Source organism: Nocardia sp. NPDC051900 (genome assembly GCF_044452545.1).
Classification (GTDB): Bacteria; Actinomycetota; Actinomycetes; order Mycobacteriales; family Mycobacteriaceae; genus Nocardia; species Nocardia sichangensis.
Genome location: NZ_JBITBU010000015.1, coordinates 195,010 through 209,847 on the forward strand (window position 1 = coordinate 195,010; position 14,838 = coordinate 209,847).

Here is a 14,838-nt window from a genome sequence, read left to right on the forward strand (position 1 = left end):
CAACCTACCGAGCCGCGACCGGCTGCGCGTCGGAGCGTGCCGCGACGGGCGCGCCCGCGGGTAGCAGCAGCCCGAGCGCGGCGCCGATCAGCGCCAGCAGCGCCGCCGTGCCGATCGCCGCGGCGAATCCGGCACTGAACGCAGCGGCGGATCCGAGTCCACCGAATTTCGCGAAAACCGCTGCGGGCAAGGCGATCCCGAACGTGCTGCCGAGCTGGCGCAAGGTGTTGAACGTGCCCGACGCCGCACCGACCGCCGCCAAGGGCATCGAACGCAGCACGGCGCTCTGTGCGGCGGGAATGGCCATCGAGACGCCGACACCGCAGAGCACGAACGGCGCGACCATGGCCGGGTAGGACAACTGCGGCCCGGCCGTCAGCGCGAGCCAGCCGTAGCCCGCGGCCTGCATCAGCAGTCCCACGACCACCAGCGGCCGTTCCCCGAAGCGGTTGACCTGCTTGCCCGCCACGGGAGCGACGAGGAACAAGGTGATCGTCCAGGGCGCCAGCCGCACTCCCGCGCCGAGCGGGCCGTGGTGCTGGACCGTCTGCAGGAACTGTGCGAAGAAGAACGCCCCGCTGAAGATCGATCCGAACAGCAGGAAGCCCACCGCGTTGCCGACCGAGAAGCCGCGCGCGGCGAACAGCCGCATCGGGATCAACGGGGCCGCGGTGCGCAGCTCCCAGCGTACGAACGCGACCAGCGCGATCGCCGCGAGCAGGAACGCGGCGACGACTTCGCCGCTGCCCCAGCCCGCTTCGTCGCCGCGCAGCAGGCCCCACACCGAGCCAAGCGCGGCGGCGCAGGCCAGCCCGATGCCCAGGTGATCGAGTCCGCGTGCCTCGCCACGGCTCTCCGGCAGCCGGGCCAGCATCAGCGGCACGAGCAAGGCGGCGATCGGCAGGTTCAGCCAGAAGATCCACTGCCAGGTCGAGCCCTCCACCACCGCGCCACCGAGGAGCGGGCCGCCGAGCGTGGCCAGGCCGGTCACCGCCGCGAAAAGCCCGAGCGCGCGGGTGCGCTGCGCGGGCGGGAAGGCGGCCGACAGCAGCGCCATACCGACCGGCATGACGGCCGCCGAGCCGGCACCTTGCACCGCCCGGGCGGCGACCAGCCAGCCCAGGTTCGGCGCCGAGGCGCACGCGGCCGAGGCCGCCGAGAACAGCAGCACCCCCGCGACCAGTACGCGGCGCCGTCCATATCGCTCGCCGAGCGCCGCGCCCGCCATCAGCAGCACCGCGAAGCTCAAGGTGTAGGCGTTGACGGTCCACTCCAGTTCGGCCAGCGAGGCGCGCAGGTCGAGCTGGATCGCATGCAAGGCGGTGGTGACGACCAGCGCGTCCAGCATGATCATCAACGCGGCCACCGATGTCAGCGCGAGTACCCAGCGCTGTCCCGTGGTCGTTCTCATGGGCGAAAGTCCTCCTCCGATGGGTTCGCCGGTACATACCGGCGCCGCCGTCCCGATTCATCGCAGGTTCGGAGAAAACTTTGTTTCGTGCCGATCGCGGACGTACGAGCGGCCGGCAGGAGCCCCGCTTCGGAAGCGTCGTCCGGAGTCGCCGCCCCGGGTTCCACCGGGCTCGGCGCCGCCCGCGCCCGCCCCGGCCGACTAGGACGTGGCGAGGCGACCGGCGCGCCGACGTCGCACGGCAAGCGGCAACACCAGCATGTAGAGGCCGGAGAACAGCAGCAGAGCGAGCGGCAGCAGCGGCAGGTAGGACACCCAGACGATCGGTTCTTCCTGCGCCAAGGCGACGAAAGTGGCGAGAACGGTCGCGACGAAGCCGATGCCCGACCAGCGATGCAGCTGCCGGACCCGCGGTGCGGGCACGACCCGCCGCGGCGAGGTGTTCCCGGCCGCCCGGCCGCGCCGCTCGGCGGACCACGACAGTCCGAATACGCCGAGACCGGAGAAGAGAAGCAAGGCGAGCGGGGGCAGAGGCACGTAGGAGACCCACACGGGCCCCTTCAGCGCCAAGGCGACGACCGTGACGACGACGGTCGCCGTGAATATGACGGCCAGCCACCGGTGCGCCTGCCTTATCCGTCTGTCCCAGTTCATGAGTCCTCCTCTTTGTGTGAACGGCTCACGTCCCAACGCTAACGGCAGCGCGCTGACCAGCGCTTCTCGATTCCTGATCGTCTCACTCCGCACACCGCGCGGCCGGGTGAAGGGTTGACAGCGACCCCTCGGCGGATGTTATGCATGAGTCATGCATGATGCTCGCCTGGAGAACCTGCTCGGAGCAGCGGCGCTTGCGATCAACGACGTGATGCTCGCCGACGTGCACGGCGCCGGTGCGGTGAGCGGCAGTAGCGCGGCCGCCTTGGTGACGCTCATGGAATCGCCGGGCATCAGCGTCACCGACCTGGGCAAACGGGTCAGGCTGACGCAATCCGCGGCCGTTCGCATGGTCGATTCGCTCGCGGCCGCCGGACTGGTCGGCCGCTCTCCCGGCCCCGGACGTCTGGTCAGCGTGAACCTGACGCCGTCCGGCCGGGACACCGCGGACCGAATCCTCGCCGCCCGCGTCCGGTCGTTGGCCGAGCTGGTATCCGCACTCGACGAGGCGGAGCGCGAAGCCCTGACGAGTCTGCTTGCGAAACTGCTGGCCCGGCTGTACGCCGAGATCGGCGATTCGAATGTGCTGTGCAGATTGTGCGACCGCGCAGGCTGCACGCGATCCGCGGTGTGTCCGGTGGGACAGGCCGAGCGCGACCGGAAGGCCTGATCATGGGGACGCTTCTGGCGCTGATGTCCGCGTTGAGCTATGGCCTGTCGGATTTCTGGGGTGGAACCGCGTCCCGCCGAGTCGGATTCGCACGCGTGGCGCTGCTCGGCCAACTCGGCGGGCTCGCCGTCACCGCGCTCGCAGGCCTGCTGGTATTTCCCGCCGGGCCCCATCCCGCCGATCTCGGTTGGGGAGCGCTGTCCGGAGTGGGTACCGGTATCGCGATGACCTTCCTGTTCCGCGGAATCAGCCGCGGCGCGATGTCCGTGGTCGTACCGATCAGCGCCGTGGGCGGCGCCGCACTGCCGGTTCTGCTCGGAACCGCTCTGCTCGGTGAGCGTCCGGCGGCGTCGGTATGGGCGGGTATCGCGATGGCTGTGCCCGCGCTCTGGCTCGTCGCGGGCGGTGCGACCGGCGCTGGTCCGAATGCCAGGGCCGCTGTCGGCGACGGGCTGATCGCCGGTGTCGGCATCGCCGTGCAATACCTCGCACTGGCTCGCGCCGCCCCGGCCTCCGGTATCTGGCCGGTGACCGCGGGCCGGGCGGCGGCCGTCGTTCTCGTCGCTCTGTTCGCATGGACGCTGGCATCCGGATCCTCGGATACCGCGCCAGGCCATGGACATCGGGCCGATCTCACAGCCGTGTTCTCCGGCATCCTCGCCGCCGCCGCGCTCGTGTCCTATCTCTTCGCCACGCGGACCGAGTACCTGGCCGTGGCGGTCGTGTTGTCCTCGCTCTACCCGATCGTCCCCGTGGTACTCGGCGTGACCGCGCTGCGGGAGCGATTGCACAGCAGCCAGATCATCGGGTTGGTCGCCGCCTCGGCCGCCAGCATTGTCATCGCCACATCGTGACGACGGAGTCGCAACCTGGCTCTACGCCGTGCGCGGTCCCGTGGAGCTGTCCCGCAAGCAGCGCTGCGCCGCTGAGTTCCGGGCAGCCGGGTCACGCCGAACCGGGTCGCAGTATCGCCGGTCCGTACCAGTGACAGATGAGCAGTGCGAGCTCGACGTCCAGCCGGTCTTCGGCGATGGGCCTGCCGCGTCGCGAAACCGCCCGGCCCACCCGGTATTTCACCGAGTTCGAGTGGAGGCCGAGCTCCGCGGCGGCTGCCTTGTAGCTCGATCCGGTGCGCAGGAAGACCTGGAGCGTGTCGCGCAGCCGCGCGTCGTTGTCGGTGTCGGAGGCCAGGTCGCCCAGCACGTCGCCGACCCATTCCCGGACTTCCGCGATGCTCTCACCGAACAGGGCCGCGACCGACAATCCGGGGTCTTCGGCCGCGACCACCCGGTGTTCGGTGTCCGCCCCCGCCAGCGCGACCGTGCGCGCGTCCTGGGCCAGGCGATGAGATCGGCGGAACCCGGACAGGCCTGGGACCATCGTGCCGATCGCCACGTTCGGGGCGTCGCGTTGCGCGGCCGCGAATGCACGGATATCGGCGACGGCATCGGGTCGTGCCGAACGGTAGGGCAGCCACGCCCACCCGCTCAGCTGATCGTCGGCGACGAAGAGGGGCTGCCCAGAGGTTCCCGCGCTCTCGGCCGACCCACGAACGAACCGTTGCAGCTCGGCCAGTTCGTCACCGTGGGCTTCCGTGTCGGGATACCAGACGATGAGCGCCAGGTGATGCCAACGCAGGGGATAACGGATCTGCTCGGTGGCGCTGTCGACGTCGACGGACTCCTTCCCCTTCAGCAGCTCGCGCACACAGAGCGCTCGCACACTGTTGCGGGTGTCCAACCATTGCTCCCGCTCTCCTTCATAGACCGCGACGACCTCCTGGATCACTTGGTCGAGGTAGGTGAACAGCCGGGTGGCGATGGCCCGGCCGACGACGAATCGATCGACCGGCGCGACGTCGGCGGCCTGCAACTCGGCGAAGATCAGTTCGGTCGCCCGCCGTTGTCCGATGTGATAGGCGCGCATCAGGGCGTTGAGCGGGACGTCGCGCTGGGCCAGACGCTTCGTGTACTCCGTGCCCGCCGACGGCAGGTGGATGCGGGTGGCGGGGATGTCGTGACGCAGCGCGTACAGCAGGGTGTCGACGTTTCCCTGCACACTGGCCCCGAGCAGTTCGACGGTGTGGACATCCGCGCGCAGCTCGGGTATCTCTTCCTCGAGCGCGCTGTGGATGCTCGCGCTGACGTCCGTCACCCGCGCGTTCATGCGGGCGGCGATCGTCGCGATACAACGGTCGACCTCCGCTTCACCGTTGCGACGAGAACTCGTCACGAGCCGATCGTATTACCTCGCCGTGCGCGCGGCGGCGCATCTCGCGGGTCGATATTGTCTCCAGGCGACAAGACAGACGACGAATTTGATCCTTGCACGACGGTGGCGAGAGGAGCTCCGCTTCCTACCGTTGTTATCGAACAACTACGCCGTTGCCGAGGACATCGCATGATGCTTTCCACTCTTCCGGATCGTCGCGCCGCAGCCGCCCCGCAGGCACCAGCCCTTGCCGCTGGCGGCATCGAACTGAACAACAGCGAATTCCTGTCCGCCGTCCAGCGTGCCGCGTCCCGCCTGCGCGCCGCGGGCGTCACGACCGGCGACGTCGTCGCGACCATGCTGCCCGGCGAGGTCGACCTGGTGGTGTCGCTGTTCGCGATCTGGCGCCTGGGCGCCACGGCCGCCGTGATCGACCCGACGGCGTCCGACGAGGAGGTGAGTCAGCGGATAATCGACGCGGACCCCGAGGTCCTCATCGTCATCGAGCATCCGTCGGCGATCGACGCTGCGGTGCGGGTCCTGCCCGCCGCGGCGCTCGGCGCGGCGGAACGCGACCCGACACCGGCGGCGCGGCCCGGCGGGGAGGCGCTGGCGCTGATCACCTACGGCGGCGGCATCCGGGCGATGCTCGATCACCGGAACCTGGAGGCCATGTGCCGATTCGTGATCGAGGTCTTCGCCCTCACCGATGCCGACCACAGCCTGTCGACGCTGCCGATGCGGCAGCTCTGCGGCATCTTGCTCGGCGCCCTGTCTCCGTTGGTCGCGGGAGGTCGCACTACCTTGGCAGGCCCGCTGGACCCGGAATCGTTCCTGGAACGGGTCGAGCGAATCCGGCCCACCTACTCCTCCGCCTTCCCGAGCCTGTACGCGGCACTGACCGATCTGCCCGGCCGGGCGCGGTGGGACACCTCGTCGGTGCGTTTCGCCCTGTGCTGTGCGGCACCGGCCGGAAGTGAACTAAGAAGCAGGTTCGAACACCGCTTTGGTGTACCCATTGTCAACGGATACGGGCTGAAGGAGGTCATCGCGCGGGCCCACGCGATCCGTTCACCGGCGGCAGGGGAGTCGAACCGCGCGTCCGTCGTGCCTTGATTCGCCACGGGTGAGCACCGCACGACCGACGTTCGGCTACCAGGGCAGGGCGCCGTCGGCGTCGAAGTATCCCCCCGTGGGGCCGTCCTGGCCCAGCCGCGCCATCCGCACGATGATCTCGGCGCCTTGCTCGACGCTCTGCAGGCCGGTGTTCCCGTTCAGATCGGTCTGGGTGAAGCCGGGCTCCACCGCGTTGATCCGGATGTTCGGAAACGCTTTCGCATACTGCACGGTGATCGCGTTGACCGCGGTTTTCGATGCCGGGTAGGCGACGCCCGGGTAGGCGTACGCCCGGCTGCCGGGGTCGCTGAGCCGGGTCAGCGAGGCCAGCCCGCTGCTGACGTTCACCACGACCGGGGCGGTGGAACGTTGTAGCAGGGGCAGGAACGCGTGCAGGACGCGCACCGTGCCGAAGACGTTCGTCTCGAAGGTCTGGCGCATGAGGTCCGCGGTCACGTCCGCGGCGCCGATCACGGTGTTGGTCGCGGTCCATTCCGTGGCGATACCCGCGTTGTTGACCAGCACGTCCAGGCCGCCGTCGGCTTCGATGGCCGCGACGGCGGCCGCTACGGACGCGTCGTCGGTGACGTCGAGCTGGACTGTCCGTCCCCCCAACTGTTCGGCGGCCCGGCGTCCGCGCTCGACGTCCCGGCTTCCGAGGTAGACGGTGTGGCCCGCGGCGATGAGCCGGCGGGCGGCCTCGAAACCGAGACCTTTGTTCGCTCCGGTGATCAATGTTGTCGTCATGATCACGGACGCTAAATTCTAGAGCGTGCTCGAAGTCAAGCCGCAGCCGGAATCCGGTACGCCACAGGAAGGTATGAGCATCGCCGAGGCCGCCAGGCGGACGGGGGTCAGCGTGCACACCTTGCGCTACTACGAACGCGCGGGCCTGGTCGTCACCCCGGTCGATCGCGCGGCCGGTGGCTGGCGGCGCTACCAGCAGTTGGACCTGGACTGGATCACCGTCTGCACCAAGCTGCGGGCCACCGGCATGCCCATCAAAACCATCCGCCGCTACGCCGAACTCGTCGCCGCCGGGCGCGGCAACGAGCACGAGCGGCTCGCCCTCATGGAGGCGCATCGCGCCGAGGTGGCAGCCAAGATCGCCGAGTTGCACGAGAACCTCGAACTCATCGACCACAAGATCGACGTCTACCGCGGCAGGCTCGCCGTTGGCGATGCCGATCGGTTGTGGGCGCCCGACCGTCGAGCCGACGCGCGCTGAGCAATCGGCTCCGAAAAGCCTGCGCCACAGGGGTTCAGTGGTCGAGCTGGGACAGGGCGAAGGCGGTGAGGAACCCGGCCACGGTGATCATCCCGACCCACAGATGGGCATCCTCGAAGGCCTCCGGGATCATCGTGTCGGTGATCATGGCCAGGATCGCGCCCGCGGCCAGGGCGGTGATCGCGGCCAGAGCGGCGGGCGCGGCGTCACCGAGCAGCCCGTAGCCCGCCATGGCGGCCACACCGCTGATCACCGCTATCCCAGCCCACAAGCCGAACACGTAGCGCGGGCTGCGGTTCGCGCGGCGCATACCGGCCGCGCTGGACAGCCCTTCGGGAATATTGCTGATGAACACCGCGGCCACGGTGACCGCGCTGACGGTTTCGCCGCCGAGCAAACTCGCCCCGATGACGATGGACTCCGGTACCCCGTCGAGCAGCGCGCCCAACGCGATGGCCGTGCCCGAGCCGGACTGCTCGGATTCGCTGGGTTGCTGGTCTCCCGAGCGCTTGCGGTGGCGGGCGCCGCGGCGGGCGAGGGCGACATTCGCCAGGGTGTAGATCCCCGCGCCGCCCACCGCGCCGAGGGCGGTGGGCGGCAGTCCGGCCTTCTCGTGCGCCTCGGCGATCAACTCGAACGACACCGCCGAAAGCAGTACTCCGCTACCGAATCCCATCACACTGGCCACGATCTTCGTGGGAACGCGCGCCCAGAATCCCACGAGAGCGCCTATCAGCAGGGCGGATCCGGCCAGTAATCCCCATCCGCCCGCAGCCCACAACCCCGACACTCAACCGTCTCCTCACCGCTCGGAACGCGTCGACCAGCGCGGATCATCGCCGGCCACCTGTCCGAGCTACCCGCACCCGCCGGGACGGAAACGAAGCCCAGGAACAGCGGGGGAAGGGGCGGCGCATCGGGTCAGGGTGTGGCGGTGCGCGTCGCGGTGATCGCCACCGTCGTGTAGGGCAGGGTGAAACTCCCGCCCATCGCATCGATCGCCGCGCCGACACCGTCGAGCACTTGTGTCAGTTTGTCCTCCGGGAGGCGGGTCATGGAGCCGTGCGTCGGAAGTTGATCGAGCCACTCGTCGCGGGTGTAGGTGCGCTCCCACTGGAAACTCGATTCCAGCGGATCTTCGAATCGACCGGTCTCCCGGATGCCTTCGGCTGCTTTGTCCAGCATCTGCCGGTACACCTCCAAGGCTCGCGTGCCCGGCTGGAGGGTGAACGGCGAGTCGGGCGCCACCCGCCGGTACACCGCGCCATACGCTTCCGCCACCTCGGTCGGGAGATGGAACACATGCCAGAATGCGGAGAGCACGCCCCGGGGGCGCAGAACCTCCGCCGCTTTTGCCGCCCCCGCGACCGGATCGACCCAGTGCCAAGCCGTTCCCGCGATGACCGCATCGAAGACGCGGCCTGCGCCGTCCCAGGTTTCGAAGGTCGCCACGTCGACCTCCAACCCTCGGCCCCGTGCGAATTCCGCCATCCGCGAATCCGGTTCGACTCCCAGCACCGTGCAACCGCCCGCCTGGAACTGCCGGGCTTCGACACCGGTGCCGCAGCCGACATTCAGGACCGCGCGCCCGGGACTGATGGAAACGATGTGCTCTATCAGGGCTTCGGGATAGCTGGGCCTGGTCCGGTCGTAGCGTTCGGCATTCACCCCGAAGGACTCCGCGATCTGCCGGTGCCGGTGCGGCGTTTCCTCCGGCGAAGGTATAGTGGGCATGCGCCCACTTTAAATGGGCATGCGCCCACTCGGCAACGGGTGGGCTCGATCCGAACAGAAAGAGGCACCCGTATGCCCACCGGAGTCGCCCTCCGCGACGTGCGCGAGCAGTTGTTCGACGCCGCCGACCGGATCCTGCTCCGCGCCGGGCCGAGCGCGCTGACCAGCCGGGCGGTCACCGCGGAGGCGGGCTGCGCCAAAGGCGTGCTGCACCGGCACTTCACCGACTTCGACGACTTCCTCGCCGAACTGGTGACCGCCCGTATCGTCGAGATCGAGCGACGGGCCGCCGCTCTGCGGGAATCCGCCGGGCGTGGCGCCGTGGTCGAGCACCTCACCACCGCGCTGACGGACGTGTTCGGCCCGGTCACCACGGCCATCGTCGGCTTGATCACGTTCCGGGACGAATTGCGCGCACGCCTGCGCCGCGACCGGCCGACCGGCGTCCCCGTCCTTGCGGAAGCGACCGCCATGATCGCCGGGTACCTCACCGCCGAACGCGACCTCGGCCGGATCGCCGCGACCGCCGACGTCGACTCGCTCGCCCCCATGCTGATCGGGACCGCGCACCTGTTGTTCGCCGATCGGGACGCCGGTCCGCCCTCGCGTGAGGCGGTCGGCGGCGCGGTGAGCGCGGTCGTCGTGGGGGTGCTGTCCGGCTAGTGCGAGCGCCGAGGTGAAGTCTCCGGCCCGGTGCTCGGTCAGTGCGCGCCGAGCGCGTCGAGGATCATCGGACGCGCGGTCGCGAGTGCTTGCTGCCAGTAGGGCCAGGTGTGTGTCCCGTCGACGGTGTCGACGCGGGCGGTCATCCCGAGTTCCGCGAGCCGATCACGGAACATCTGGGCGGCGATCGTCGTCATCGACTCGAGGCCCATCGCGTTGACCGTGTTCCCGACTCCGAACGGCACGTCGAGCGGGCCGGGCAGCCCGTTGCCGGTCGAGACGTATATCGGCAGTCCGCGCAGCAATTCGGCCTGTACGGTGGCGTCGTTGCGGCTCCAGGCCGGGTCCCCGACCGGCCCCCACATGTCGTCCACATTGAAATTGCCCTCGTCCCGCATGGCGGCGCGCATCGCTTCGTTCCAGAGCGGGAACGTCGGGTGCAGGAACCCGGAGAACGATCCGGCGAATTTGAACTGGTTGCGATGGTATCCGGCCAGGATCAGCGCGGCGTTGCCGCCCATGGACGCGCCGACGACGGCATCGTTGGTTCGCGATACGCCGAACCGCTGGAGGTAGGCGGGCAGTTCCTGGGTGAGGAAGGTCTCCCATTTGTACGTCGTCTCTTGGCCGTTCGTGCTGCTCGGCTGGTACCAGTCGGTGTAGAAGCTCGAGTGCCCACCGACCGGCAACACCAGGGTGACGTTGTCGTCCGCGAATTGGGCCAAGGCGTCGGTATCGGTCGTCCACTGACTGTGGTCGGCGGGCGCGCGCAGGCCGTCGAGCAGGTAGAGCGCCGCGCTTCCGCCGCGAGCCGCCCACTGGACCTGGACTTTGATCGGTCCCATGCTGGACGGCACGGAGAGCTCGCTGAAACCGCGCGCCGGTGCGCGCAATATCGGCGCGTGGATCGGCGCGGCGGTAGCGGCGGCCCCGCCGAGGGACGACATGAGCACGGCTGTTGCCATGACAGCGCCGGTCTTCCTCATTCGACCGCGAATACCCCGCTGCTTTCCAGACCGCGCCGCTGCGCCCACCCGCATACCTCCTACCCGTTCCTCGTTCGAGAACGAGATCCAATTCGTTTGTAGTTCAATACGATTCGCTTTCTCGACATGCGCCTCCGCGCCCACGATCGCGAATTCATCCTACGTTGCGCCGTATTGGCTACCGGATCCATTCCAGTCAAACCTGGGAAGTCCGGGCTGCCCACCGGTGCGAGTGGTGTGGGCAGCTCACCGACGTCGGCCGGCTGCTGTGGCCCGCTCGGGCGACGAATCGCCGGTCGGGGAAACGCTGGTGAACGCCTCGCTCTGATGGTAGCTCGACAGTTGCTATGCGACGGACCTTCGGCGTGTTCGAGATGCGGCGTGTCGCGACCGGGAGCCCAGTCGTCGGGATCCCGCAGTAGGACCGGGCCGTTGCGCGCTGCCGATCTGGTGCGGGGCGAGAATGGTCGCATGGCGATCTCGCTCGACCAGGCAGACTCGGTCCTCGCCGCGGCCCGCGAGGCGGCGACCGGACTCGGCGAGGCCGTGTCGCTGGCAGTGGTGGAACCCGGCGGAATCGTGGTGGCCGTCGCGCGGATGGACGGTGCGCCTGCGCGGGCGAGCGAAATCGCGAAACACAAGGCGGAGGCGGCCATCGCGCTGGGGTTCGACACCGTGCACGTGACCACCGCGCCGCGAGAGCAGTCGCTGTTCGGCGAACCTCGGCGACCGGACGCCCACGCACTGGTGCCCAACGGCGGTGGCGTCCTCATCCGGATCCGCGGTACGGTCCTCGGTGCGCTGGGAGTATCCGGCGCGGCCTCCTCGATCACCGATCACAAGATCGGCGCAATAGCTGTCGCTCAACTGAATTGATCGCTCACTGCCCTCCATCCGGTGACACGGGCGCGTTCTTCGGCGGCAGCCCACCGGAAGCGACCGGACGGGGCTTGTCCTGCGCGCCTTCGAGGCCGCTGCGTCCGAGGCGGGCATGCCCAGCGGTCAGGCGTCGAGCGCGCGCGGCTGCCGTCGCACCACCGGTGGCTCGGTGGACCACGGGAAATTGATCCACCGGTCGGTGCGCCGCCACACGTATTCGCTGTCGACCTCCGACCACGGCTTCTGGTAGATCACCGCACAGCGCACCTCGGCGACCTTGCCGGAACAGAAGTCGCGCACCAGCTTCAGGGTGGCGCCGGTGTCGGCGACGTCATCGGCGACCAGCACGGTGGCGCCTGCCAGATCCACCGCCTGCGGCACCGGCGGCAGCATCACCGGCAACTCCAGGCGCTGGTCGACGCCGGTGTAGAACTCGACGTTCATCACGTGCAGGTTCTTCACGTCCAGGGCGTAGCCGAGTGCGCCCGCCACGAACAGCCCGCCCCGCGCGATCGAGAGGATCAGATCGGGCTCGAAGCCGTCAGCCGCGATGGTCGCGGCGAGTTCCCGGCTCGCGGAACCGAACGACTCCCAGGTCAGTACTTCGCGATCCGTCACAGGCTCTCCCATCTCGCTGGACGCGACGCAGCGAGCATACGAGTGGCCGCCCAGGTTTCCCGGGCGGTTGCTCACTGCCATGGGAAGCCGGAGGCAAGATGGCCGGAAATCTCGATATCACGTCCGTATCTCTCGTCCGGCCTGTGTGTTCGCCGCCATACGCTCGAGCGCATGGACAGCCACTACGACGTGCTCGTCATCGGTTCCGGCTTCGGCGGCAGCGTCGCCGCGCTGCGCGCGACCGAGAAGGGATACCGGGTCGGCGTGCTCGAGGCGGGCCGGCGGTTCGCCGACCACGAGTACGCGAAGAACTCCTGGCATCTGCGCGAGTACCTCTGGGCGCCGAAACTCGGCTGCTACGGCATCCAGCGGATGACCCTGCTCAACGACACGTTCATCATGAGCGGGTCGGGAGTCGGCGGCGGGTCGCTGGTGTACGCCAACACGCTGTACGAGCCGCCGGAGAAGTTCTACCGCGACCAGCAGTGGGCGCACATCACCGACTGGCGTTCCGAGCTGGCGCCGTACTACGACCAAGCGAAGCGAATGCTCGGTGTGACCGAGAATCCGGCGACCACTCCGACCGATCGAATCCTGCGCGAAGTCGCCCGGGACATGGGCATCGGCGACACTTATCGCCGCACGCCGGTAGGGGTTCTGTTCGCGGACAACGGTTCTCGGCCAGGAATGCGGGTCGCCGACCCGTTCTTCGGCGGCGTCGGACCGGCGCGCTCGACCTGCACCCACTGCGGCGAGTGCATGACCGGCTGTCGGCACGGCGCGAAGAACACACTGGTGAAGAACTATCTCTACCTGGCCGAAAAGGCCGGAGCCACGGTGCATCCGCTGACGACGGTGACGGACGTGTGGCCGCGACCGGAGGGCGGCTACGAAGTGCGGACGGTGCGGACCGGGCGGTGGGCGCGCAAGGGCGAGCGGACGTTCATCGCGGACCAGGTGATCTTCGCGGCCGCCGCGCTCGGCACCCAGAAACTGCTGCACCGGTTACGCGAGAACGGCAGTCTGCCGCACGTCTCGTCGCGGTTGGGGCATCTGGCCCGCACCAACTCCGAAGCCGTGCTGGCCGCGCGGTCGCTGCGCAAGGACACCGACTTCACCAAGGGCGTGGCGATCACCTCGTCCATCCACCCCAACGAGCACACCCACATCGAGCCGGTCCGCTACGGCAAGGGCAGCAATGCGATGAGTTTGCTGGCCACCGTGCTCGTGGACGGGCATGAGGGCAGGGCGCGCTGGTGGCTGGGCGTGCGGGAATTGATCGCGCACCGCCGCCACCTCGTCCGGCTGCACAACCCCCGCCGCTGGTCCGAGCGCAGCATCGGCGTGCTCGTCATGCAGAACGTCGACAACTCGATCGTCACCTACACCAAGCGCGGCTTGTTCGGCAGGCGCATGACGACCAGGCCGGGCGACGGCGCCGCACCGCCGACCTGGATTCCGGAAGGACACGAGGTGACCAGGCGCATCGCGGAGAAGATCGGCGGTCTGCCGCAGGGTGGCTGGACCGAACTGATGAACATCCCGATCACCGGCCATTTCATCGGCGGCTGCGCCATCGGCGACTCGGCCGAGTCGGGCGTCGTCGACGCCTACCACCGGGTCTACGGACACCCCGGCCTGCACATCACCGACGGCTCCACCATCTCGGCGAACCTGGGCGTGAATCCATCCCTGACCATCACCGCCCAAGCCGAACGCGCCATGTCGTTGTGGCCGAACAAAGGCGAGGATGACCTGCGTCCACCTCTCGGCACGGCCTACCGCAGGCTCGCGCCGATCGAGCCGAAGACCCCGGTGGTTCCGGTCGCCGCGCCCGGCGCGTTGCGCCTGCCGATCACCCCGGTCTGAGCGGGCGGAAAACCGGTCGCGTGCGGCCGGTCCCGGTGCCAGGATCGGCGCATGCCCCGCCATGTCGTCCTCGAACCGCTCGACGAAGCGTTGCTCACCGATCTGCTGCACACCGCGGTGGCCGACGCGCATCCCGGCGAGGTCATGCCGGTGGAAGCGCCGGACGCGAGCTGGAATGCCGACCGAGAGGCGGATTTCCGAGCCTTTCATCGCGGCCGCGCGCTGGCGGAGCAGCCCGTCGAGTCGACCTACGGCATACGGGTGGACGGCGAGGTGGTCGGCGCGGCACGACTGTGCCGGTTGCCCGCCTCGGACGGCGCCGCCGAGGCGGGAGTCTGGCTCGGCCGCTCCCGCCGAGGCACGGGCATCGGCACCGCCGTGTTCGCCGCATTGATCGAGCGGGCAACCGCCGAGGGCTACTCGAGGCTGTTCGTGAGCACGACGCCGGACAACATTCCCGTACTCCGCCTGTTGACCGCACGCGGAATCGACTACGCCCTGGACGGCAACGAGGCCACCGCTTGGATTCGCTGCGGCTGAAGCCAGTGTCTCCGCGACTGAGTGAAGCGAGACCGAGCATGCGCCGTTCGCGGCCCGGCTCGCGTCCGAGATGCGACTGCATGAGCGGCAACCACGCGCAGCCCGGTCACTTCAACCGCGCGCGACGTCGCAGCATTGATACCGACGCGCCCCGCGCACCTCCACCACGTCTTTCGAGCGAAGCGAGACCGAGCATCCGCCGTTCGCGGCCCGGCTCGCGTCCGAGCGGCCGCCGCGTCCGCGACGAAGTCGCCAGCGG

Annotated in this window: 16 protein-coding genes; 8 read left to right on the forward strand and 8 right to left on the reverse strand. The window is 69.0% G+C overall.

Translation table 11 applies throughout. The features are described from left to right. Positions 1 to 4: 4 nt before the first annotated feature. Positions 5 to 1,411, reverse strand: a complete 1,407-nt coding sequence (locus ACIA5H_RS25445) for an MFS transporter (RefSeq protein ID WP_397077723.1) — start codon at positions 1,409 to 1,411, stop codon at positions 5 to 7. Positions 1,412 to 1,612: 201 nt separating this feature from the next. Then, a complete protein-coding gene (locus ACIA5H_RS25450; protein ID WP_379252833.1) occupies positions 1,613 to 2,065 on the reverse strand; it encodes a hypothetical protein in 453 nt (150 codons plus the stop codon). A 151-nt stretch (positions 2,066 to 2,216) separates the two neighbouring features. On the opposite strand from ACIA5H_RS25450, the gene ACIA5H_RS25455 reads away from it, so the two are divergent. Beyond that, a complete protein-coding gene (locus ACIA5H_RS25455; RefSeq protein ID WP_397077726.1) occupies positions 2,217 to 2,735 on the forward strand; it encodes a MarR family winged helix-turn-helix transcriptional regulator in 519 nt (172 codons plus the stop codon). A 2-nt stretch (positions 2,736 to 2,737) separates the two neighbouring features. Then, positions 2,738 to 3,589 (forward strand): EamA family transporter, encoded by an 852-nt coding sequence (locus ACIA5H_RS25460; protein ID WP_397077728.1) that lies wholly within the window; start codon positions 2,738 to 2,740, stop codon positions 3,587 to 3,589. A gap of 91 nt (positions 3,590 to 3,680) precedes the next feature. On the opposite strand, the gene ACIA5H_RS25465 is transcribed toward ACIA5H_RS25460, so the two are convergent. Next, positions 3,681 to 4,967 (reverse strand): PucR family transcriptional regulator, encoded by a 1,287-nt coding sequence (locus tag ACIA5H_RS25465; protein WP_397077730.1) that lies wholly within the window; start codon positions 4,965 to 4,967, stop codon positions 3,681 to 3,683. A gap of 168 nt (positions 4,968 to 5,135) precedes the next feature. Here ACIA5H_RS25465 and ACIA5H_RS25470 point away from each other — a divergent pair, with 168 nt between their 5' ends. Then, complete coding sequence (locus ACIA5H_RS25470; RefSeq protein WP_397077732.1) at positions 5,136 to 6,062, forward strand: class I adenylate-forming enzyme family protein; 927 nt, start codon at positions 5,136 to 5,138, stop codon at positions 6,060 to 6,062. 36 nt (positions 6,063 to 6,098) lie between these two features. Here the strand turns inward: ACIA5H_RS25470 and ACIA5H_RS25475 are convergent, their stop codons facing one another. Continuing rightward, positions 6,099 to 6,809, reverse strand: coding sequence for an SDR family NAD(P)-dependent oxidoreductase (locus ACIA5H_RS25475; protein ID WP_397077734.1), 711 nt, complete (start codon positions 6,807 to 6,809; stop codon positions 6,099 to 6,101). A 25-nt stretch (positions 6,810 to 6,834) separates the two neighbouring features. On the opposite strand from ACIA5H_RS25475, the gene ACIA5H_RS25480 reads away from it, so the two are divergent. Further along, positions 6,835 to 7,290 (forward strand): MerR family transcriptional regulator, encoded by a 456-nt coding sequence (locus tag ACIA5H_RS25480; protein WP_379252839.1) that lies wholly within the window; start codon positions 6,835 to 6,837, stop codon positions 7,288 to 7,290. Between the two features lie 34 nt (positions 7,291 to 7,324). On the opposite strand, the gene ACIA5H_RS25485 is transcribed toward ACIA5H_RS25480, so the two are convergent. Both ACIA5H_RS25485 and ACIA5H_RS25490 read right to left on the reverse strand, forming a co-directional pair. Then, a complete protein-coding gene (locus ACIA5H_RS25485) occupies positions 7,325 to 8,080 on the reverse strand; it encodes a ZIP family metal transporter (RefSeq protein ID WP_379252841.1) in 756 nt (251 codons plus the stop codon). Between the two features lie 131 nt (positions 8,081 to 8,211). After that, a complete protein-coding gene (locus ACIA5H_RS25490; protein WP_397077737.1) occupies positions 8,212 to 9,024 on the reverse strand; it encodes a class I SAM-dependent methyltransferase in 813 nt (270 codons plus the stop codon). Positions 9,025 to 9,096: 72 nt separating this feature from the next. On the opposite strand from ACIA5H_RS25490, the gene ACIA5H_RS25495 reads away from it, so the two are divergent. Beyond that, positions 9,097 to 9,687 (forward strand): TetR/AcrR family transcriptional regulator, encoded by a 591-nt coding sequence (locus tag ACIA5H_RS25495; protein WP_397077739.1) that lies wholly within the window; start codon positions 9,097 to 9,099, stop codon positions 9,685 to 9,687. A 38-nt stretch (positions 9,688 to 9,725) separates the two neighbouring features. Here the strand turns inward: ACIA5H_RS25495 and ACIA5H_RS25500 are convergent, their stop codons facing one another. Next, positions 9,726 to 10,652, reverse strand: a complete 927-nt coding sequence (locus tag ACIA5H_RS25500; protein WP_397077741.1) for an alpha/beta hydrolase — start codon at positions 10,650 to 10,652, stop codon at positions 9,726 to 9,728. Between the two features lie 492 nt (positions 10,653 to 11,144). Here ACIA5H_RS25500 and ACIA5H_RS25505 point away from each other — a divergent pair, with 492 nt between their 5' ends. Beyond that, the gene (locus ACIA5H_RS25505) at positions 11,145 to 11,549 is read left to right on the forward strand and encodes a heme-binding protein (protein ID WP_355080440.1); all 405 of its coding nucleotides are present in this window, start codon (positions 11,145 to 11,147) and stop codon (positions 11,547 to 11,549) included. Between the two features lie 126 nt (positions 11,550 to 11,675). On the opposite strand, the gene ACIA5H_RS25510 is transcribed toward ACIA5H_RS25505, so the two are convergent. Next, positions 11,676 to 12,182 carry a phosphoribosyltransferase gene (locus tag ACIA5H_RS25510; protein ID WP_355080438.1) on the reverse strand — a complete coding sequence of 169 codons (507 nt, stop codon included), beginning with the start codon at positions 12,180 to 12,182 and terminating at the stop codon, positions 11,676 to 11,678. 159 nt (positions 12,183 to 12,341) lie between these two features. On the opposite strand from ACIA5H_RS25510, the gene ACIA5H_RS25515 reads away from it, so the two are divergent. Together ACIA5H_RS25515 and ACIA5H_RS25520 are read left to right on the forward strand one after the other, a co-directional pair. After that, positions 12,342 to 14,039, forward strand: coding sequence for an FAD-dependent oxidoreductase (locus tag ACIA5H_RS25515; protein ID WP_397077744.1), 1,698 nt, complete (start codon positions 12,342 to 12,344; stop codon positions 14,037 to 14,039). Positions 14,040 to 14,090: 51 nt separating this feature from the next. Next, positions 14,091 to 14,579: a GNAT family N-acetyltransferase gene (locus ACIA5H_RS25520; protein WP_397077746.1), complete on the forward strand. Its 489-nt coding sequence runs from the start codon at positions 14,091 to 14,093 to the stop codon at positions 14,577 to 14,579. Positions 14,580 to 14,838 lie beyond the last annotated feature (259 nt).